The 20,747-nt window shown below is 47.4% G+C and carries 16 protein-coding genes; 11 read left to right on the plus strand and 5 right to left on the minus strand.

The window, feature by feature from the left end; translation table 11 throughout:
* Nucleotides 1-127: 127 nt before the first annotated feature.
* From WBJ53_RS07295 to WBJ53_RS07325, 7 genes are all read left to right on the plus strand, one after another.
* A complete protein-coding gene (locus WBJ53_RS07295; protein WP_338875411.1) occupies nucleotides 128-3,421 on the plus strand; it encodes a carboxypeptidase-like regulatory domain-containing protein in 3,294 nt (1,097 codons plus the stop codon).
* A gap of 274 nt (nucleotides 3,422-3,695) precedes the next feature.
* Nucleotides 3,696-4,148, plus strand: a complete 453-nt coding sequence (locus tag WBJ53_RS07300) for a TlpA disulfide reductase family protein (protein WP_338875412.1) — start codon at nucleotides 3,696-3,698, stop codon at nucleotides 4,146-4,148.
* A gap of 33 nt (nucleotides 4,149-4,181) precedes the next feature.
* A complete protein-coding gene (locus WBJ53_RS07305) occupies nucleotides 4,182-6,584 on the plus strand; it encodes a peptidase domain-containing ABC transporter (protein WP_338875413.1) in 2,403 nt (800 codons plus the stop codon).
* Entirely contained in the window at nucleotides 6,581-7,876 is a 1,296-nt protein-coding gene (locus WBJ53_RS07310) for an HlyD family efflux transporter periplasmic adaptor subunit (RefSeq protein WP_338875414.1), read from the plus strand. The genes WBJ53_RS07305 and WBJ53_RS07310 overlap by 4 nt, the downstream gene beginning before the upstream one ends.
* A 115-nt stretch (nucleotides 7,877-7,991) precedes the next feature.
* Nucleotides 7,992-10,322 carry a PSD1 and planctomycete cytochrome C domain-containing protein gene (locus tag WBJ53_RS07315; protein WP_338875415.1) on the plus strand — a complete coding sequence of 777 codons (2,331 nt, stop codon included), beginning with the start codon at nucleotides 7,992-7,994 and terminating at the stop codon, nucleotides 10,320-10,322.
* 5 nt (nucleotides 10,323-10,327) lie between these two features.
* Nucleotides 10,328-11,782 (plus strand): DUF1501 domain-containing protein, encoded by a 1,455-nt coding sequence (locus tag WBJ53_RS07320; RefSeq protein ID WP_338875416.1) that lies wholly within the window; start codon nucleotides 10,328-10,330, stop codon nucleotides 11,780-11,782.
* A gap of 14 nt (nucleotides 11,783-11,796) precedes the next feature.
* Nucleotides 11,797-13,983, plus strand: a complete 2,187-nt coding sequence (locus tag WBJ53_RS07325; RefSeq protein ID WP_338875417.1) for a c-type cytochrome domain-containing protein — start codon at nucleotides 11,797-11,799, stop codon at nucleotides 13,981-13,983.
* 51 nt (nucleotides 13,984-14,034) lie between these two features.
* Here the strand turns inward: WBJ53_RS07325 and WBJ53_RS07330 are convergent, their stop codons facing one another.
* Nucleotides 14,035-14,448, minus strand: coding sequence for a hotdog fold thioesterase (locus tag WBJ53_RS07330; protein WP_338875418.1), 414 nt, complete (start codon nucleotides 14,446-14,448; stop codon nucleotides 14,035-14,037).
* Nucleotides 14,449-14,508: 60 nt separating this feature from the next.
* Between WBJ53_RS07330 and WBJ53_RS07335 the strand changes: the two genes are divergently transcribed.
* The 4 genes from WBJ53_RS07335 to WBJ53_RS07350 all read left to right on the plus strand — a co-directional run bounded on the left by WBJ53_RS07335 (nucleotide 14,509) and on the right by WBJ53_RS07350 (nucleotide 18,186).
* Nucleotides 14,509-15,144 (plus strand): histidine phosphatase family protein, encoded by a 636-nt coding sequence (locus WBJ53_RS07335; protein WP_338875419.1) that lies wholly within the window; start codon nucleotides 14,509-14,511, stop codon nucleotides 15,142-15,144.
* A 155-nt stretch (nucleotides 15,145-15,299) separates the two neighbouring features.
* The gene (locus WBJ53_RS07340; protein ID WP_338875420.1) at nucleotides 15,300-16,385 is read left to right on the plus strand and encodes a histidine kinase; all 1,086 of its coding nucleotides are present in this window, start codon (nucleotides 15,300-15,302) and stop codon (nucleotides 16,383-16,385) included.
* Between the two features lie 132 nt (nucleotides 16,386-16,517).
* Nucleotides 16,518-17,258: a response regulator gene (locus WBJ53_RS07345; RefSeq protein WP_338875421.1), complete on the plus strand. Its 741-nt coding sequence runs from the start codon at nucleotides 16,518-16,520 to the stop codon at nucleotides 17,256-17,258.
* A 130-nt stretch (nucleotides 17,259-17,388) separates the two neighbouring features.
* On the plus strand, nucleotides 17,389-18,186 hold the full coding sequence (locus WBJ53_RS07350) for a DUF3298 domain-containing protein (protein WP_338875422.1): 798 nt from the start codon (nucleotides 17,389-17,391) through the stop codon (nucleotides 18,184-18,186).
* A gap of 100 nt (nucleotides 18,187-18,286) precedes the next feature.
* Here the strand turns inward: WBJ53_RS07350 and map are convergent, their stop codons facing one another.
* From map to WBJ53_RS07370, 4 genes are all read right to left on the minus strand, one after another.
* Nucleotides 18,287-19,051, minus strand: a complete 765-nt coding sequence (gene map / locus WBJ53_RS07355; protein WP_338875423.1) for a type I methionyl aminopeptidase — start codon at nucleotides 19,049-19,051, stop codon at nucleotides 18,287-18,289.
* Nucleotides 19,052-19,062: 11 nt separating this feature from the next.
* Nucleotides 19,063-19,482 (minus strand): EthD family reductase, encoded by a 420-nt coding sequence (locus WBJ53_RS07360; protein WP_338875424.1) that lies wholly within the window; start codon nucleotides 19,480-19,482, stop codon nucleotides 19,063-19,065.
* Between the two features lie 267 nt (nucleotides 19,483-19,749).
* A complete protein-coding gene (locus WBJ53_RS07365) occupies nucleotides 19,750-19,965 on the minus strand; it encodes a helix-turn-helix transcriptional regulator (protein ID WP_338875425.1) in 216 nt (71 codons plus the stop codon).
* A 3-nt stretch (nucleotides 19,966-19,968) separates the two neighbouring features.
* Entirely contained in the window at nucleotides 19,969-20,448 is a 480-nt protein-coding gene (locus tag WBJ53_RS07370; RefSeq protein ID WP_338875426.1) for a DUF2975 domain-containing protein, read from the minus strand.
* Between the last annotated feature and the right edge of the window lie 299 nt (nucleotides 20,449-20,747).

The raw sequence follows: 20,747 nt of genomic DNA on the forward strand, positions 1-20,747 counted from the left end.
AGGTTAGGTTAGCTACAGAAGGATACAAAAGGGAAGAAAAAGAGACATGCACTGGAAATGCGAATTCAAGGGTGTATTAGTTGTGAGTTTTGGTGTGAAAATGTACTGGTCATACAAGTTTTAGAAAATGAGGTCAGTAATAATTGGACTATTTATTAGTCTTCAACTAATTTTTAGTATCAAAACCTACGCCCAAAATATAATTAGTGGCCGTGTTTTTGATGCAACCACCAAACAGCCTTTATCATTTGCCAGTGTTTATTTGAACGGATCGACTCGCGGCACAACGGCCGATGCTACTGGTAACTATCAACTAGCAGGCATCCCGTCAGGAACTGTCGAAGTTGTCGTCTCGTCAGTTGGTTTTAAAACCGTTCGTCAAACCATACGGTTAATCAATCAACAAAATCACAAGATTGACTTTTCATTACTTCCCGATACCCAGGCTCTTCAGGCTATAACTGTTACCGCTAAGCATGATAAAAACTACGACCGTCTACTGAAGCTCTTTAAACGGGAACTGCTAGGTAATTCGCCTTTCGCTGGTAAATGTCTGATTACGAATATCGAAAAAGTTGTATTGACACTCAATGACGGCCGGTTGGAAGCGCAGGCCATAGAACCTATTGTGATCGACAACAAAGCTCTGGGCTATCGTCTTTACTATAACCTAACGCATTTTGATACGTTCCGCCAGACTACACACTATGCGGGTACCAGTCGCTTTGAACTTCTAAAGCCAGATAATGATGAACAAGCCGAGCGTTGGGAGCGAAATCGGCAAAAAGTATATATGGGGTCATCACGGCACTTACTTGCCAGTCTACTTGCTGGTACGTATGAGCAGGAGGGCTTTCTGGTTTATGAAGCTAGTTTTAATGTACCCACCGATCCCTCAATTCCTGTGTTACAGATGTCGAGCCAACGCCCTACGGTTTCTGTTAACGTAGCCAGTTTAGTTAAACCGGCGGAGCTGGCCTCTGAACGTCAGGTGGTTAGTGTAAAGCCATTGGAAATATTTTATACCCGGCGACAGGGTGTTTCAACTCCTTATCGTGATCTGCCCTATGCTTATTCAATTCTGTATCTACCTAAAGGGAATGCCATTGTTACTACGGATGGATGGATAGCGCAATCTAACGGGCTGGAGATACGGGGAGCTATGAGTGAAGATCGACTAGCTACTCTCTTGCCCGCTGATTGGAAACCTGTAAATCAGCGGGCAATATTAGCGATTAAAGAACCTGATGAAGGAGTGGTTTTGCCTTCGGATACGCTTTTGAAGGTACTGTCTAAGCCCCAAATAAATCCGGCTCCTGTTGTATTCCTGCATATCGATAAGAGCTTTTATACAACAGGAGATCATCTTTGGTTTAGTGGCTATGTACTAAATCCGAGTACACTTCAACCTATATCCAGTTCTGTTTCTGATAAAGAAAATCCATTACATATTGAGCTGTTAGCGCCAGGAGGCCGACTAATTCAGCATCAATGGGCGCGAGTAAACGAGGGCCGAACATGGGGTAGGTTCCGATTGTCGGACTCGTTGGCAACAGGAGTGTATGAATTAAGAGCTTATACTGAACAAAATGCGGTAATCGGTCGCCCTGCTTTTGAACGAATAGTGCCGATTGTCAATGGAATGGGGGGAGAACACGGTCTAAAACAGGCGAATTCGTTTCTGACAAAAGAAAGTGTAACTGAACAGTTGCCGCCGGTCTTAACAAACGGATTAGCACTATCGGCCGATATTGTTACCGACAGTACACAGCTTGTAGTGCGCATACAGGCATCATCAGCACAAGCCCTTGATCCAGTTTATTTGACTATGCGGGGTCGGGGGCAATTGCTCTACCTGGCCAAACTACAACTTCAGAATGGGAAAGCTCGCTTGACCATCCCCGTAACTAAACTAGCCGCAGGGGTTGCTCAGGTAATGCTATTCAATGCCCAAGGGCTCCTTCAGGCCGAACGATTCGTATTTATTCCCGAACGATTTTTGCCGCCTGTTATTACTATGACAACAGATAAGGCATCGTATCGGGCTCGCGAATCGGTGTTGCTGTCGCTCCGTATAACCGACGGTACTGGCGAACCGCTTTCCATTATGGGTTCAGTGTCTGTTACAGATGCTTCTCAACTACCTGCCGATACAAACGTAGCGAACATTCGTACCCATTTGTTATTGATGTCGGACTTACGCGGCTACGTCGAAAATGCCAACTCGTACCTCAACAGTAACCATATCAATGTCCGCCGAAAACTCGATAGTTTGTTGCTGAACAAGCAATGGCGACGACTTGCTGGCCTCTCCGAACCGGATAGTATTATATCGAGATTGGGAACGGGTTTGTTACTAAGAGGCCTGGTTCTTGACAAAAGAAATAAAGCAATTTCTGATGCAAATGTATTGTTGACGTTTATGAACAAAACGGGAACGTCATTTGCCCGATCTGCCCGAACCGATCAGCAAGGAAGATTTTTGTTAGATGACCTGATGCTTACCGATACAATCAAAGTTCGTGCTCGCATCATGAATACTAGTTTTAAGCCTATTCCAATGGCACATCTGGCCATTGACCGACCTGGCTATTCTTTCCCTTTAGAGGATTCGGTTACCTCATTCGACTGGAATTGGATCAGGCCATTTATTGCAAATGCGCAGGAACGTCAGGCAGTTGACACCAATCAATATCGTGACCGAGATGCTCGCCAGCTTCAGGAAGTGACGGTTCGATCTATGAAGCCAGATGATGATCGTTGGGCTCGAAAGATTAGTTTACATAATGAAGCTGATGCAACGATTCTTTTTGATGAAAAGTCGATGTCTTATGCTAATGTTTATGATATGATGGCAGGCCGTGTAGCAGGTGTACTGGTTAAAAGGCGTTCTGCTTCCGAGAGAGGGCATATGGAGGGTGGCTATAGCGTTACGGTTCGTGGGGCAGGCTCATTTGCTAAATACAACCCACCGCTCTATGTAGTAGACGGTTCGTATGTAATAGAAAATGAAGATGGCACTGCGTTGCTTATGATTAATCCCAGTCAGATAGAACGAATTGAAGTTATCAAAAACGGGGGAGGAGCTATTTACGGAGCACGTGGAGGAGGTGGGGTAATTGCTTTTTACTCTAAAAATGGTGAGGCTACAAAAATAGCTGCTCAAGATGACCCAGAAATAACATTCTATGGCTATCCGGCGCAACAGCAATTCTATATACCTCAATATGGTACTGACTCAATTCAGGCAGATCGACGCGATGTGCTCTATTGGAAGCCTGTTTTACTGACAGATAGTTATGGTTTCGCAACGTTACGTTTCCCATTATCGGATATTGTTCGCACAATTCGTATAACCCTACAAGGCATAACGGCTTATGGTCGACCGATTTATGTAAATCGACTGATAACTATACGATAAATAAGCTATTTATTATAATTTGATTACATAATAAATTTATGGCGATTTTTTTGTTGTTTGCACTAGCCTTATCTGTAAACGAGGCTTATCCGCAAAATCGAAAAACTATTCTATACCATAATATAGAAACCGATAGCTTATATAGCCAGGACAGTATGATAGCATAAAAAGAGTAAGTACCCCTGAATTAGGCAAAGGAATTTTTTTTGGAGAAAAGGAAGAAAAAGGAGATACTGTAGAATATTTATTTAGTATTATATCAGTAAAGTCAATAGTGTCGGTTCGATACAAGTGGGAGAATAAATTATTCCCAGCGTTCAGCTTAGAAAATAAACGAGGGGATTTTGTTGATAATGCGTCGTTGAAAGGGAAAATAGCCGTATTTAACTTCTGGTCTGTTACCTGTATCCCTTGCCTTGAAGAGATGCCTTATTTAAATAAGCTGGTAGAGAAATATCGCTCCAACGATGTCATCTTTTTGGCTCCATTACCTGAAAACCGGGAAACTATTAATAAAGTATTGTTGAAGAATCGGTTCGACTATACCATTATTCCTGAGGCTACTAGTTTATTTTCTAGTCTGGATATGCCCGGCTATCCGTACCATCTGATTGTAGATCGCGACGGGGTTATTCGCTATATTCAAACGGGAACCATTAATACAAAAACGGGTAAAAAAATAGCAGAAAGTGATTTGCCCGAAGCAATTGATAGGATTCTCAATTGAACGTATTTTCTACTAAATTTTTACCAGGCCCTAATGCCCACCTTCTCACACTATACCCAACTCGATCAGATGGATTGCGGGCCTACCTGCCTGCGCATGGTCGCAAAGCATTATGGGCGTTCGTTTACGGCGCAGTCGTTACGGGAGCGTGCGCAGATCGGAAAAGAAGGGGTGTCCTTGCTGGGTATTTCGGAAGCGGCTGAAGCCATTGGTTTTCGGACCATGGGCGTGAAGGTGCCGTTTGAGAAGTTGGCAACCGAAGCGCCACTGCCCTGTATTGTCCACTGGGACCAGAATCATTTTGTGGTGATCTATGCCATCAAAGGAGCCAGCGCTAGCTGGCTAAGTCGGATAAAAGGGGGAAAAGCCCCCCACTCCCCAAAGGTGGAGCCTATACAATCTCCTTTTGGTATCCCTACTTTTTTGAAGTACGAAATCAGTACACTACCTGAATCATGGCCTGTAGAGGTCCAAAGCTTCATAACGACTCCCTCTTTGGGGGGCGGGGGGCTGGGCACTGTTTACGTAGCTGATCCGGCCAGAGGGTTGCTAACCTATTCGGCAACCGAGTTTTGCGAGCATTGGCTATCGTCACAAACCAATGGCAGTCAGGAGGGAGTAGTGCTGTTGCTGGAACCTACACCCGGTTTTTTTGAGCAGGACGATGAAGCGGTCGCTGGCTATGGTTTCGAGCGGGTATTTGGCTACCTCTGGCAATACAAACGGCTGCTGGTGCAGTTGGCGCTGGGTTTGGCCGTAGGTAGTGGGCTACAACTGCTGTTTCCGTTTCTGACTCAGTCGGTGGTCGATGTGGGCGTCAATACGCAGAATTTACCATTTGTGTATCTGGTGCTGGGGGCGCAGCTAATGCTGATGGCCGGGCGGTTGTCGGTGGAGTTTATCCGAAGCTGGATTTTACTGCACATCAGTACTCGCGTCAATCTGAGTATTCTATCCGATTTTCTGGTTAAACTGATGCGGTTGCCCGTATCGTTTTTCGACAGCAAGCAGTTTGGCGATCTGATGCAGCGCATTGGCGATCACCACCGCATCGAGAGTTTCCTGACGGGCCAAACGCTGTCGGTGCTGTTTTCGCTGGTCAATCTGGTTGTTTTTGGCGCAGTGCTGGCGATGTATAATCTCAGTATTTTCGGCATTTTCATGGTATCCAGCCTACTCTATGTGGGATGGGTGATGCTGTTTTTGCACCAACGTCGGAAGCTCGATTTCAAGCGGTTCGATGTGTCGGCCAAAAATCAGAGTAGCCTGGTGCAACTCATTCAGGGAATGCAGGAAATCAAGCTGGCCGGAGCTGAGCGGCCTATGCGCTGGGCGTGGGAGCGGTTGCAGGCCCGGCTGTTTCGGTTGCAGATGAAGGGGCTGGCCTTGAGTCAATACCAGCAGGCAGGGGCATTCACCATTAACGAAGGCAAAAATATCTTCATCACGTTTCTGGCGGCTCAGGCCGTTATCAGCGGACAATTGTCGCTGGGGGCTATGCTGGCCATGCAGCAGATTATTGGGCAGTTGAACAGTCCGGTTGAGCAGCTTATTGGCTTTGTGCAAAGTTTGCAGGATGCCAAAATCAGTCTGGAGCGCCTGAACGAAATTCATACCCTGGCCGACGAAGAGCCAGCGGAGCAGGTTAGGCTAACAGCTATGCCCGCACTGGCAGGATTGCATCTGAAAAGCGTATCATTTCAATACACGGGCGCGGGTAACGAACCCGTTTTGCAGGCAATCGACCTGCTGATTCCAGAAGGCAAAACAACGGCTATCGTGGGTATGAGCGGCAGTGGCAAAACTACCTTGTTGAAATTGCTGCTACGGTTCTATGAACCCACAAAAGGCGACATCCGGTTAGGGGATGCTGGTTTTGATGGGGTTTCGCTACGAACGGTAAGCCATGCGTTTTGGCGTAGCCAGTGTGGTGTAGTGATGCAGGATGGGTTTATTTTCTCGGATACCATTGCGCGGAATATTGCGGTGGGCGTCGACCGAATCGACGCCCGGAAATTGGATGGTGCCATACAGATCGCCAATCTGCGGGAGTTTGTCGATTCGTTACCATCGGGCCTGCACACTAAAATTGGTGCCGAAGGCAACGGCATTAGCCAGGGGCAGCGGCAGCGAATTCTGATAGCCCGCGCTATCTACAAAGACCCGGCCTACCTGTTTTTCGACGAAGCAACGAACGCACTGGATGCTAATAACGAAGCCGTGATTGTTCAGAATCTGGATGCTTTTTTTCGTAGTAACACAGGACGGCAACGAACCGTAGTGGTGGTGGCTCACCGGCTTAGCACGGTTAGCCACGCCGATCAGATTGTGGTGCTCGATAAAGGCCGAATTGTTGAAGTCGGCACACATGCTACACTTGTTTCCAAACGGGGCAACTACTGGCAACTGGTTAAAAATCAACTGGAGCTTGCATGAATCCTGGTTCAGACTACTTCACCGAACTCCGCTCCGAAGAGGTACAGGAACTCCTGGCCCGACCACCCAAATGGTTACTACGCTGGGGGATTACGGTTGTCTTTCTGGCTGTTGTACTGACGTTTGTTGGAGCCTGGGTTGTTCATTATCCCGATTTGGTCAGGGCTTCGTTTAAGTTGACCTCGGCCAATGCGCCTAAAGCTGTATTGACCCGAACCGATGGCAAACTGATTCGGCTGTTTATTCATGACAATCAGGTGGTAAAAGCGGGGACTGTGGCGGCTTATCTCGAAAGCACTGCCCACCATGATGAGGTACTGCGACTTTCGCAGGAGTTAGCTCGTGCCTGGGCAATCGCCAGTAAAGGCGATCTTGAAAAACTCGACCAGTTGAGACTATCCAGTTACAATCAGTTGGGTGAGTTACAAACCGCTTATCAGACGTTTGAGCAGGCGCATATTCAACTGCGGGCTTATCTGGCGAACGGGTTTTACAGTCAGAAAAAAGCCATTCTCCGCCAGGAAATTGCCGATTTGAAGGCATTGGCCGAAAACCTGAAACTACAGCAGAGCATTCAGGCCCGCGATATGGCTCTGGCGCAGGAAGATTTTGAGATTCAGCAACGGTTAGCCAACGATAAAGTGATTGCCCCACTGGATTTAAAGCGGGAAGAAAGCAAAAATATTGCCCGGAAACTGCCTTACCAGCAAACGGCTTCGGCCCTGATTAACAATCTGACGTCGCAACGCGCCAAAGAAAAAGAGATATTGGAACTGGATGAGCAGGTAGCCGAAGAGCGCGACAAATTTTTGCAAACGCTCAACACCCTACAAAGTGCCACCGATGTCTGGAAACAAAAATATGTAGTGACGGCTCCGGTTGCCGGGCGCGTCTTTTTTTCGGGTGTGCTGCAGGAAAATCAATCGGTGACGGTTAATCAGGAGTTGTTTTATGTGGCACCGCCCAATACTGATTATTATGGCGAACTGCGCGTTCCGCAGCAAAATGCCGGTAAAGTTCGGGTGGGGCAGCGGGTTCTGATCAAATTTGCAGGATATCCGTTTCAGGAGTTTGGAGCCATCCGTGGGCGCATTGCTACCCTTGCCGATATTCCTGTTAAAGACAGCGTATTTCTGGCAAAAGTTGTCTTGCCCGAAGGGCTGAAAACAACATATGGCAAACGGCTAGCTTACAAAAATGGCATGATCGCGTCGGCCGACATTATTACCGAAGATAGTCGATTGGTAGAAAAACTGTTTTATCAGCTCCGCAAAGTTGCTAATGGGCGTTAGTTTGTTGTCTCTTCAAATTAGCTACAAGCGAGAATAAACAGTAAAATTTTTAGTTGGATACCTTATGCTTACTAGAGCGAAAGCCCCGACGAAAAGGCTTAACTGACTCCCCGGTATGCGTACGTATCTTTACTCGTTGCTGATTGTTTTGGTGGGGATTGGCTGGTACATACAAGCCTGTACGAGCACATCCGGTAGCCACGTTGCCGATCATAACGGATCGGAGGAGATCCCGGAACGGATCAGCTATAATTTTGATATTCGGCCTATTCTTTCCGATAAATGCCTGGTCTGCCACGGCCCCGATGCTAACAAACGGGAAGCCGGCCTGCGGCTCGATGACCCCCAGAGTGCCTACAAAGCATTGGCCGAACATCCGTCGGCACATGCGCTGGTGCCCGGAAAACCCGAACTGTCGGAAGTTTTTTTGCGCATCACGTCCACCGATACGGCTACGCTGATGCCACCGCCAGCATCTAACCTGAAACTATCGGCCCGCGAAATCAAGCTAATTGAAACGTGGATACGGCAGGGCGCTACGTACCAAAAACACTGGTCGTTTGTGGCACCGAAGAAACCAGCTATCCCAACCGTAAGCCTGAAAAGCTGGCCCCGCAACGAGATCGATTATTTTATCTTACAAAAGCAGGAACAGAAAGGGCTAAGTCCGAACGACGAAGCCGACAAAGAGCGATTGCTGAAACGGCTGAGTCTGGATCTGGTGGGTTTGCCGCCCAGTCTGTCAATGATGGATCGCTTTCTGGCCGATAAGAGTCCGAATGCCTACGAAAAAGTTGTCGATCAACTGCTAAGCAATCCGGCCTATGGCGAAAAAATGGCGCTGCACTGGCTCGATCTGGCGCGCTATGCCGATTCGCACGGCTATCAGGACGATGGCTACCGAACGCAATGGCCCTGGCGCGACTGGGTGATTCATGCCTTCAACAAAAATATGCATTACAACGATTTCGTAACCTGGCAACTCGCTGGCGACCTGATGCCGGGGTCGACGAAAGAGCAGTTGCTGGCGACGGGATTTAACCGAAACCATAAAATTACCGAAGAAGGGGGTGTTATTCCTGAAGAGTACCGGATCATGTACGTGACCGACCGAAACGATCTGTTCGGTAAAGGATTACTCGGCGTAACCATCGAATGTGCGCATTGTCACGACCATAAATACGACCCGTTTTCGCAGAAAGAATATTACCAGCTCTTCGCGTTTTTCAACAATGTGAAGGAAGTAGGCATCGAATCGGTGATTGGCGGTCCCGAAACCTACGCTAAAAAACCGCTGATGGAGATTAGCGATCAGGATGTAAAAGATATTTTATCCTTCGTTAATAAGCGCGATACCAACCGCCTGATTGTGTCGGTGATGGGCGATCTGGATACGACCCGAAAAACCTTTGTGCTGAAGCGGGGGGCCTACGATGCGCCCGGCGACGAAGTACAACCCGGTACGCCCAAAGCCATTTTGCCGTTTGATGATAGCTATCCGAAAAACCGGCTGGGACTGGCGAAGTGGTTGTTCGATCCGCGAAATCCACTCACGGCGCGGGTATATGTCAATCATCTTTGGCAGGAGTTTTTTGGAAAGGGAATTGTGAAAACGTCCGGCGATTTTGGTATGCAGGGCGATTTGCCAACGCACCCCGAACTGCTCGATTGGCTGGCCGTCGATTTTAGGGAACACGGCTGGGATATGAAACGGCTGGTAAAGCAGATGGTGATGTCGGCTACTTACCGGCAGTCGGCTGTTCTATCGCCCGAAAAATTAGCCGCTGATCCCGATAACGTTTTTCTGGCCCATGGACCCCGTTACCGTATCCAAGCCGAATTTGTGCGGGATCTGGTTCTATGCAGTAGCGGTCTGCTAAATCCAGCCATTGGCGGGCCGAGTGTGAAACCTTACCAACCAGCCGGATTGTGGGAGGGCGCTACATCGGGCCGGGGGCTGCTGTCGGCCTATAATCAGGATCATGGCTCAGCGCTGTATCGTCGGGGGATGTATACACTCATCAAGCGCACCGTTCCGCCACCCTCGATGGCCATTTTCGATGCCAGTAACCGCGACCTGTGCGAAGTGAGACGACTGAAAACCAACACACCACTACAGGCGCTGGTGATGATGAACGACCCTACGGTGCTGGAAGCTTCGCGGGTGCTGGCGGCCCGGCTCCTGCAGGAAAACAGTCCCGTATCCGATAAAATCAATAAAGCGTTTCGCCTGATTGTAAGCCGCCGTCCGAACGAAAAAGAAACGGCCATACTGAGTAGCTATTACGATAAGGAGCTGAAATCGCTGACACCAACGAGCATTCGGCATTCGCTGTCGGTTGGCGAATATCCTGTTCCTGAGAAGATTGATAAAGCCAAACTGACCGCGCTGATGCGAGTTATGACCACCATTTATAACCTGGAAGAAACCATTACAAAGTCCTGACGAGTATGGAAAAAGAGATTCTCGAACACGGTATGCATTTTAACCGGCGTCGTTTCCTGTCTCGATTAAGTCTCGGGATTGGCAGTGCTGCGTTAGGGTCGTTACTGATTCCTGATTTGTTCAGCAGTGGCAGTAGCGACGACGAAGGGCTAACACCGGGTATTCCGCATTTTGCTCCGAAAGCTAAGCGGGTTATTTATTTATTCCAGAACGGGGCGCCCTCGCAGCAAGAACTGTTCGACTACAAACCCAAACTGCGCGAAATGATGGGGCAGGAGTTGCCGCCGTCGGTTCGGGGTATGCAGCGGCTTACGGGCATGACGGCCAATCAGAAGTCGTTTCCACTGGTTGGGTCGTTTGTGAATTTCAGTCAGTATGGCGAGTCGCGGGCATGGGTGAGCGATCTGTTTCCCTATACGGCCAATATTGTCGATGATCTGTGCATCGTCAAATCGATGTACACCGAAGCCATTAACCACGATCCGGCGCTTACGTTTATCCAAACGGGTTCGCAGCAGGGGAACCGGCCCAGCATGGGGTCGTGGTTGAGCTACGGGTTGGGAAACGAAAATAAAAACCTGCCCAATTTTACGGTACTTCTGTCGCGGGGAATCGGCAATGGGCAGGGCGTCTATTCAAAATTGTGGTCGAATGGGTTTCTGGACTCCATTCATCAGGGCGTTCAGTTCAGCAAAGGCGAAGACCCGGTGCTCTATCTGCGCGACCCCGATGGTATGTCGAGGCAGGACCGGCGGAATATGCTCGACAACCTGGCGCAACTCAACGACCTGGCCTATCAGGAATTTGGCGACCCCGAAATTGCGGCTAAAGTGAAGCAGTATGAAATGGCCTATCGAATGCAGACGGCCGTGCCAGAGGTGATGGATTTGTCGAAAGAATCCGACGATATTATCAAGCTCTATGGCCCCGACTGCCTGGTTCCGGGTACGTTTGCTGCCAATTGTTTGCTGGCTCGTAAGCTATCGGAAAACGGGGTGCGCTTCGTTCAACTCTATCACCAGGGCTGGGATCAGCACGGGAACCTGCCGTTCGAAATTGCCCGGCAGGCAAAAGACGTCGATCAGGCGTCGGCCGCGCTCGTGACAGACCTTAAACAACGGGGCTTACTGGACGAAACGCTGGTGATCTGGGGCGGTGAATTTGGCCGGACCAGCTATACGCAGGGTAAACTGACCAAAGATAACTACGGACGCGACCATCATCCGCGCTGTTTCACGATCTGGATGGCGGGTGGCGGCATTAAACCCGGTATTGTGTACGGCGAAACCGACGAGATGGGCTACAACATTGTCAGCAATCCGGTTCATGTTCATGATTTTCAGGCAACTGTATTGAACCAGCTCGGTCTGAATCATGAAAAGCTAACGTTCAAACACCTCGGCCGCCGGTATCGGCTGACCGATGTTTCCGGAAAAGTTGTACACGACATCATTGCCTGAGGCAAGATTTTATCATGACGAAAAAGCTGATAGGGTGGGCTGAACAGGTATTGTTTGCGTCGGTGGTTTTTGTGCTATTTCTGTTGCTGTTTAACAACCGGCTGGTGGTGCCGCTCTGGTTGCAGCCGGTGGGGCGCATGCATCCGGTTTTGCTGCACTTTCCGATCGTTATTCTGTTGCTGGCGATGGTTCTGGAAGCCTTTCGTTCTCGACTGATTAGCGAGGTCAATACAGAAGTTGCCGAATTTTACCGGAATTTTCTGAATAACCTGCTCCTGATTGGGGCGTTGCTGGCTGGTTTTACGGTCATCATGGGCTTGTTCCTGGCGAAAGAAGATGGCTATAGCGGCCGTGTATTGAACTGGCATAAATGGTTGGGCGTTGGCGTATTTCTGGTTGCAACGCTTATTTACTGGAGTCGTACCAATAGCTGGTATACGAACCGGCTGGCACGGCTGGGGGCGTTAACAACGGTTCTTCTGCTACTTGGTGCCGGACATTACGGAGCCACGCTCACTCACGGCGATAATTTTCTGTTTGCTCCAGTCAGTACTATGTTGAAATCCGATCCGGTAGCGCTCGACAAAGCGCTGGTCTATACTGATGTGATTCAGCCCATTTTTGAGCAAAAGTGCCTTAGTTGCCATAATCCCGACAAGCTGAAAGGGCAGTTGAGTCTGGCTTCGGCAGAAGATCTGTTGAAAGGAGGGAAATCGGGAAAGCTGTTCGTTGCCGGAAAGCCCGATAGTAGCTTGTTGCTGCAACGAATCCATCTGCCGCTTGTCGAAAAAAAACATATGCCCCCGTCGGGTAAGAGCCAACTTACTCCGCAGGAGATGCTGTTACTGGCCTTATGGATAAAAAGCAATGCCGAACTGACCAAAAAAGTAATCGACCTGCCCGCTACCGATTCGTTGCGTATGGTGGCGGCCAGCCTGTTCAAACCGGCTGAGCAGACCGACGTGTTTGACTTCGATGCGGCCGATGAAGAGACGGTTCGTGCCTTAAGCACCAACTACCGGACGGTGGCTCCACTGGCAAACGAGTCGCCCGCGCTGGCCGTGAATTTCTATAACAAAGCTGCTTTTTCGGTAGAAAAACTGGCCGAGCTAAAACCAGTTCGAGAACAGGTCGTATACCTGAACCTCAACAAAATGCCTGTTAAAGATGCTGATCTGAAAGCCGTTGGCGACTTTAAAAATCTGCGTAAACTCGATATTAACTTCACCGATATAACCGGTGCCGGGCTGAGCGAATTAACGTTGTTGCCCGAACTGCAAACGCTTACGCTGGCTGGCACGAACGTAACGTATGACGCATTGCAAAAGCAATTGAGTCGTTTTAAAAAACTGAAAAGCCTTGCGGTCTGGAACACTAAAATTACACCGGCTCAGGTTGCTCAGTTACAGAAAGCCAATATGGGTATTCAGTTTATTGCCGGGTTCGATGGGGCCAGCAGTAAGCCAATTCGGCTCAATCCGCCACAGTTAAAAAATAGCTCGCCTATTTTTGTGGAGTCGCTTCCCTTACAACTAAAGCACCCCGTAAAAGGCGTTCAGATTCGATACACAACCGATGGCTCGGAGCCCGACAGTGTGCATTCGCCGGTGTTTGCGGGGCAAACTATACTTACGAAGCCAACCCTGCTGAAAGCGAAGGCCTATAAGGCGGGTTGGTATGGTAGCGCGGTGGCCACGTTTGATTTGTACAAAAGCACCTATAAGCCCGATAGCGTCAATTTATTGCTTCCACTAAATCCGGTGCATCAGGCCGATGGAGCCCATACGTTTTTTGATGGCAAGCTTGGTACCTTCAATGCCAACAGTCCGGCATGGGCTAATAACTGGGCCGGATTTCGAAAAAATGAAATGGCATTGGTATCGGAGTTTAAAACACCGGTTCAGGTATCGTCGGTAGCCCTGCGGGTAATGGTGGAGCCCGAAACCGGCATCTTTCCACCCAGCGTCGTCGAAATTTGGGGCGGTAATCGCCGGGATCAGCTACGATTGATTGCTACAATTAACCCCTCGCAGCCAACGGCTAAAAGTTCGCCTGCGTTAAAAGCAGTGCTTTGTCCGGTTAAGTCGCAACAGGTCTCGTTTCTGAAAATTATAGCCCAACCCGTCAAAAAGCTCCCAGACTGGCATCCGAACAAAGGCAATTCAGGTCTGTTGCTGGTGGATGAGGTGTTTATCAATTAGTAAAGAGTGAAGAATGAAGAGTAATCTCGCCGAATTACTCTTCATTCTCCACTAATTGACCACCGCAACCGTCAGGCGGCTGATGCATACGAGTTTGCCGAGTTCATCGGTGATGCGGATGTCCCATACGTGCGTTGTGCGGCCAATATGGACGGGGGTGCAGCGGCCATATACCCAGCCATCGCGAACCGAACGGATATGATTGGCATTGATTTCCAGACCAACGGCCCGTTGTTTGGTCGGATCGTCGAGCAACATATACGAGGCCGTACTGCCCAGCGACTCGGCCAGCACCACCGATGCCCCGCCGTGTAAGATGCCGAAAGGCTGATGCGTGCGGCCATCGACTGGCATTCGGGCAGTCAGATACCCTTCGCCCGCTTCCGTAAACTCAATGCCAAGGTGTTTTACGATCGAATCTGCATGGGCAAACTCCAGGTTACTCAGGTCGAATCCTGCTTTCATATTGCCGTTTTTTTTGTATAATTTTGCACCCGAATACAACGGAAGACAAAGCTAACGAGCTTGCAACAAAAAAGCATATATTTAATTCGTCACGGCGAAACCGATTATAATCGGCGGGGCGTGGTGCAGGGAAGTGGCGTCGACTCCGATCTCAACGAGATGGGTCGTGCGCAAGCAATGGCGTTTTTTCAGGCGTATCAGCATGTTCCCTTCCAGAAAATCTACATTTCGGGGCTTAAACGGACCTATCAAACGGTCGAACTCTTCACCGACCTCGGTATTCCCTACCAAAAACTAACTGGCCTCAACGAGATCAGTTGGGGTGTTATGGAGGGTAAGGTTCCCGGTAATATCGACAACGAATATTATCGAAAGCTGATTGAGGCCTGGTCGTCGGGAAACACGGCTTTTCCGACCGATGGCGGTGAAAGCCCCAACGACGTTGTTTCTCGTCAGCGAGTGGCTATCGAAACGATCCTGTCGCACCCCGACGAAGAAACCGTTCTGGTGGCCATGCATGGGCGGGCCATGCGTATTCTGCTCTGCTGGCTTACCAATCAGCCACTAGCTCACATGGATCAGTTTGAGCACAGTAATCTTTGCCTCTATAAGCTTTTGTACGATTACGATACGAACGTATTTACAATAGAGCTGGCAAATGATACATCGCATCTGCTGACACTGGCTTTGGCATAAGAACGAATGACGCAGGAGTTGAAAAAGAAGCCGTCAATTTTTTATCCACTCTTTTTCCCATTCCTCCGTTTCATGTTCCTTTGGTGTATATATCCCGAAAATTGCCTTAAAATCTCGTACATTCGCTTAGTATCCCCCAAAGGGTGATGAATGGAATGAGTACATCAAAGCAAAAAATATATTGGTTTTGCCAGTTCTTCGGCTGGTCGCTCCTGATTCTGGTGGAGTATGTGGCCTATGTGCTGGAACTGGGGTTCGATCCTGATGCGCTGTATTTAGCCATTGCCAATATTTTTCTGGGAATTACACTGACGCACCTCTACCGACTGATGATTCGTCGGTGGAATTGGGTGCGTTTACCCTTTTTTCGGCTGGCTCCGCGTGTTCTGTTTTCGGTGTTGGTGATGGCCTCAATCATGACCATGTTGAACCTGCCAATCGACCGGATCATTGTTCCGCAGCGGATGGTCGAAGAACCCTGGTTGTTGATTGGTTATATTATCAGTTGGGGTAAAACCATGCTGGCCTGGGTACTGAGCTATACGGCTTATCATTATGTCGAAGAAAACCGGAATGCTGAAATCGAACGAATTCTGCTCAAAACCAGCATCCGCGAAACCGAAGCTAAAGTGCTGCGGTCGCAACTGAATCCCCATTTTGTGTTCAATGCCCTGAACAGCATTCGGGCGCTGGTCTACGAAAACCCTGCCAAAGCACAGCAGGGAATCACACAACTCTCCAATCTGTTACGGAACTCCCTGCTGGCCGATCGGCGCAAAACCGTTGAGCTGCGCGAAGAAATCAAAACCGTTGAAGATTATCTGGATCTTGAAAAAGTTCGGTATGAAGATCGGTTGCGGTCGAACATAAACCTCGACGGTCGGACGCTGTTTTGGCAGGTGCCGCCCATGATGCTGCAAACGCTGGTCGAAAATGCAATTAAGCATGGTGTTTCGAAGGCCGTAGGGGGTGGTTTCGTGGAGGTACAATCGGCAGTGGTTGCCGATAAACTTCATATAACGATCCGCAACACTGGTGTTTTGGGCGACAAAGAAGCATCGGGCGGTTTCGGATTGGCCAATACGGCTCAGCGGCTCGAACTGCTCTATGGTCCCGAAGCCAGCTTTCATATTTTTCAGGAAGAAGACGGTGCCTTTGGCGAATCGGTTGTTTGCGCCGAAATTACCATTCCTACTCAGTCGGAAGGCATATTCCGACGCCGTGAAGAAGCGATTAAATAGGTGTAGGGTTTACGGTTTATCGTCTATGGTTTATAGTTGCTCCGCCTATCAGCATAGATCCTGTTCAGGCAGCGCAAGCGCAACGATAAACCGTAAACAATAAACCATAAACTGCGAAGCGTAACCAAATTTATGAAAACCCTTATTGTCGATGACGAACGTTTAGCCCGCAATGAACTCCGCCGGTTACTCGAAAATTTCCCGAAAATTCAAATCATAGGCGAAGCCGCCAATGCCGACGAAGCCTTACCCATGATTGAAGAGCTGGAGCCCGACCTTCTGTTTCTGGATATTCAGATGCCGGGCAAGAATGGCTTCGAGCTGCTGCAATCGATCGAAGGAAAAACGCCTGAAGTTATTTTTACAACGGCTTATGATGAATATGCCATCAAGGCCTTTGAGTTCAACGCGCTCGATTATCTGCTAAAACCCGTTGAACTGGCTCGTCTGTCTGAAGCCATTCATCGGGTCGAAGAAGAGCAACAACATGCCGCCGAACCAGCCAATGGCCCTTCGATTGGAGCGGCTACTAAAGTGCTGGGCGAAAATGACCAGGTGTTTGTAAAGGACGGCGAAAAATGCTGGTTCGTAAAACTAGGGAAAGTTCGGTTGTTTGAGTCGATGGGTAATTATGTGCGGCTGTATTTCGACGACCAGAAACCACTGGTGCTGAAATCGCTGAACGCGCTCGAAGATCGGCTTAATCCATCCACATTTTTCCGGGCAAACCGGAAACATATCATTAACCTTCAGTGGATTGAAAAGATTGAGCCCTGGTTTAGTGGCGGTTTACTCGTAACCCTACGCGGAGGAGATAAGATCGAAATAAGCCGTCGGCAGGCTATACGATTTAAAGATTTACTAAGTTTGTAACCATTCTGCTCCATCTTTGGTAGACGGCTACTCAGGTATACCGGGCTAATTCTGGATAAATCTTTGCAAACGGCTACCTTTTTGGATTGCTATTGTTGACCTTACGGTCTGGTTATACATACTCCTCTTTATGAAAAATCTTTTCGTTGTCGGCCTGTTTCTGTCAGCAGTATTTTTGTCTGCCTGCAACCGCTCTCCATCGGGGCCACCAACTCTTGAGCCGAAACAGTATTCGTTTACCGGAGCCGGACAGTGTGATACCGCAACGAATAAGGGAGTGAACATAGCCGTTTCCTATTTCTTGCTGAAAGACGATTCGAAAGCCGCTCGAATTATTAACGACAGTCTTCAGCGATTGAGTGTCGGTAGTATTATCGGCTGGCTCGATAGCACAACGGTTGCCAGTAATCCGGAAGCCCGAACCAATATAGTGAAGGCTGGTTCATTGTTTGTGGCCGATTACGAAGCCATGATGAAAGACATGGACAAGCTAGGCGGCTGCTGGGAACTGAAAACAATGGCCGATACCGTTTATACGGGCCCCAATGCAATTACGGTGAAGGTAGAAACCTATGCCTATACGGGCGGGGCGCATCCGAATACAAATCTGTCATTTTATACGTTTGACCGAAAAACCGGACGAACACTCGCCCTGAGCGATCTGGTAACCGACACAACGGCTTTATTGGGGGTTGTTGAAAAAGCCTTTCGTAAGCAACAGGATTTGTTGCCGCAGTATAATCTGGAGGAGCGGGGCTATTTTCTGAAAGATGGGAAGTTCTTTCTCCCTGCCAATATCGGTGTTGGTCGTGATGGGCTTATTTTTTATTACAATCCGTATGAAATAGCCGCCTATGCGGTCGGCCCTATTGAAGTAACCGTACCCTACGAACAACTTAATGGTATTGTGCGGGATATTTGGTTTTAAGCCAACCGCATTTTAGAGGGAATGGGGTATAGTCGATGCGCTCAATCACTGAAAAGCTCTAATAGGCTGGTTGAAATTGGCACTACTGGTCGGTGGATTTCTAATTCCATAGTTCGTTCTTTTCGGTCAGAATAATTGGCTTTCCGTCGGTAACTACAATTGTATGCTCGTGCTGCGCCATATAGCCACCCCGATTGCCGACCATTGTCCAGCCATCATTAAGCTCCACGGCATAGGTTGACGCTGTTGCAATGAATGTTTCAATAGCCACAACTGAGTTTTTCTTAAAGCGTCTTTGGTCAGATCGGTCTTTATAATTAAGCAGCTCACCAGGATATTCGTGCAGACTTCGGCCAATACCATGCCCACCCAGATTTTTAATAACCTTGTAGCCTCTCTTTTTCGCTGCGGTGTCAATAAGTTGCCCGACGTCTGAAATTCGTACGCCACCTTTTATGGTATTTATGGCTTTTTGCAGGATTTCTTTTGAGGCATCTACCAGTTTCTGATGCCCGTTTTTGTCTTCGCCCAGCACAAAGGAAGCCCCGTTGTCAGCCCAAAAACCATCCAGCTCAGCCGAAACATCAATATTGATCAAATCACCCTCCTTTACTATTCGTTTGGAGGATGGAATGCCATGACAAAACTCTTTATCGACACTAATACACGTCCAGCCAGGAAACTTATAGGTTAAATAAGGGGCAGATTTTGCACCAAAATCGCTTAAAATACCCGCGCCAAAGTTATCTATTTGTTTTGTAGTCATTCCGGGTTTAGCATAGTGCCGCATTTCTTTCAAAGTAAAGGCAACAGCGTCACTTGCTTTTTTCATTCCGATGAGTTCTGCTTCGCTTGTTATTGACATATTTCTATTCTTTATTTGGCATTATTGAAACCTATGTGCCTGACTTCACTTATTTGTATGACAGGCTGAACATTTGTGTAGTTTTTAAAGTCGCTGATTATTATTTCTCTGTTTTGGCCTATTGCTTTATTATATTCCGCCACGTCTTTCACATAAAAATAACCAACGGCCAAATAAGGCACTTTATCAGTTGATGTTCTACCCGATATACCCCTGTCAATTTCGTAAAATTTTAAATTTTTACCTAAATAACCAGCTACCATCGGCATGTGTTTACGTTCATAATAGTCCATATTAAACGTTTTTCCTTCTCCATTTGGATATAGAATGGCAACTTTGAACAATTCGTTTCCTGGTGATGAAGAATGTATAAGTTGACTGGTTTTGCAGCCTAACAAGCTGCTAAGGGCGAAAAATAAAATATATTTCATTTTTTATTGTTGTTTATTTAGTGTCAAATAAGTGATTGAGCGAATTGGCGAATAACCGATTGGTTTACAGTGAATTACTATTTGGTTAATTCGATCTAATTCTGCTTGATTACTTGTGTGTTTTCATTTCTGGTTAATGTCCATTAACGATTTTAGACTTTGTATTCAGGAGGATTTCGGAGCGGGAGGCTTCAGGCTATTACTAAAAATTAATAGTGACAATTAGCCTGAAGATTATGCATTTACGCGCCTGATGCGAAACCTGGATTAGTGGTTCTTATCATGTACATATTCTAAAATATCACCTGGTTGACAGTCTAATACTTTACAAATTGCATCTAAAGTGCTAAAACGAATTGCTTTTGCCTTACCTGTCTTTAATATAGAAAGGTTAGATAATGTCAAATCAACTTTTTCAGAAAGTTCATTCAGGGAAATTTTTCGTTTAGCCATCATCACGTCTAAGTTTACAATGATTGGCATAGCTTAAATTGTTAAGTCATTTTCAGATTTTATATCTAAGGCATTCTGTAAGATTTTTTCAACTATTGCCGCAGCAGTTGCAACCACAACTGAAACAAAAGCAGTCACTATGCATACGGCAAGAAAACCCGCAGGGTCATCCTCTTTATTATGGAATATCTTTATGTATAGCCCTGCTGCTACAATTGAAGTACTTAATACTATTGCACAATACTTTATACTCTTTAAGGCCGCAATAGAGTCTGATGAGAATATTTTATTTTTTCCAATGTAGCTAAGCAATTTGAACGCTTTATACAGGGCAACAAAAAAAGCGATTGATGCTGCATAGCCATACAAGATGAACGGGTCGGAGTAAATGCTGAACAAGTCTAAGTTTACGGCTCTTCCCTCAGTTAAGGGAAATCGTATCAAAAGGATAAGTGCCACAATGCCAATCAACACGATGACTACCTGAAGAAATATTGTTGAAATTCTTTTCATATTGATTTTACAACATTAGATTCTGCTACAAACGTAACTGATATTTATTGTTTATCAATAAATATTATCTGTTTTCCGATAAAAAAGCAGTAGATACCTCTGCCTTATCAAACTGATTCGTAGATTCAGAATTTGAACGAGTGGTCCTTTAGGATTAGTTGACTCGCCAGTTGCAATTATGCGTAACTCATAAGTATATAAAGTAACTATATTGGCTTATTGGTGTTGTTTCGCTATTTAATATAATATTTGATCCCATACAATAAGAGTCTGTAAGCCTTCCTGAATAGATGATTCGC

Source organism: Spirosoma sp. SC4-14 (assembly GCF_037201965.1).
Lineage (GTDB): Bacteria > Bacteroidota > Bacteroidia > Cytophagales > Spirosomataceae > Spirosoma.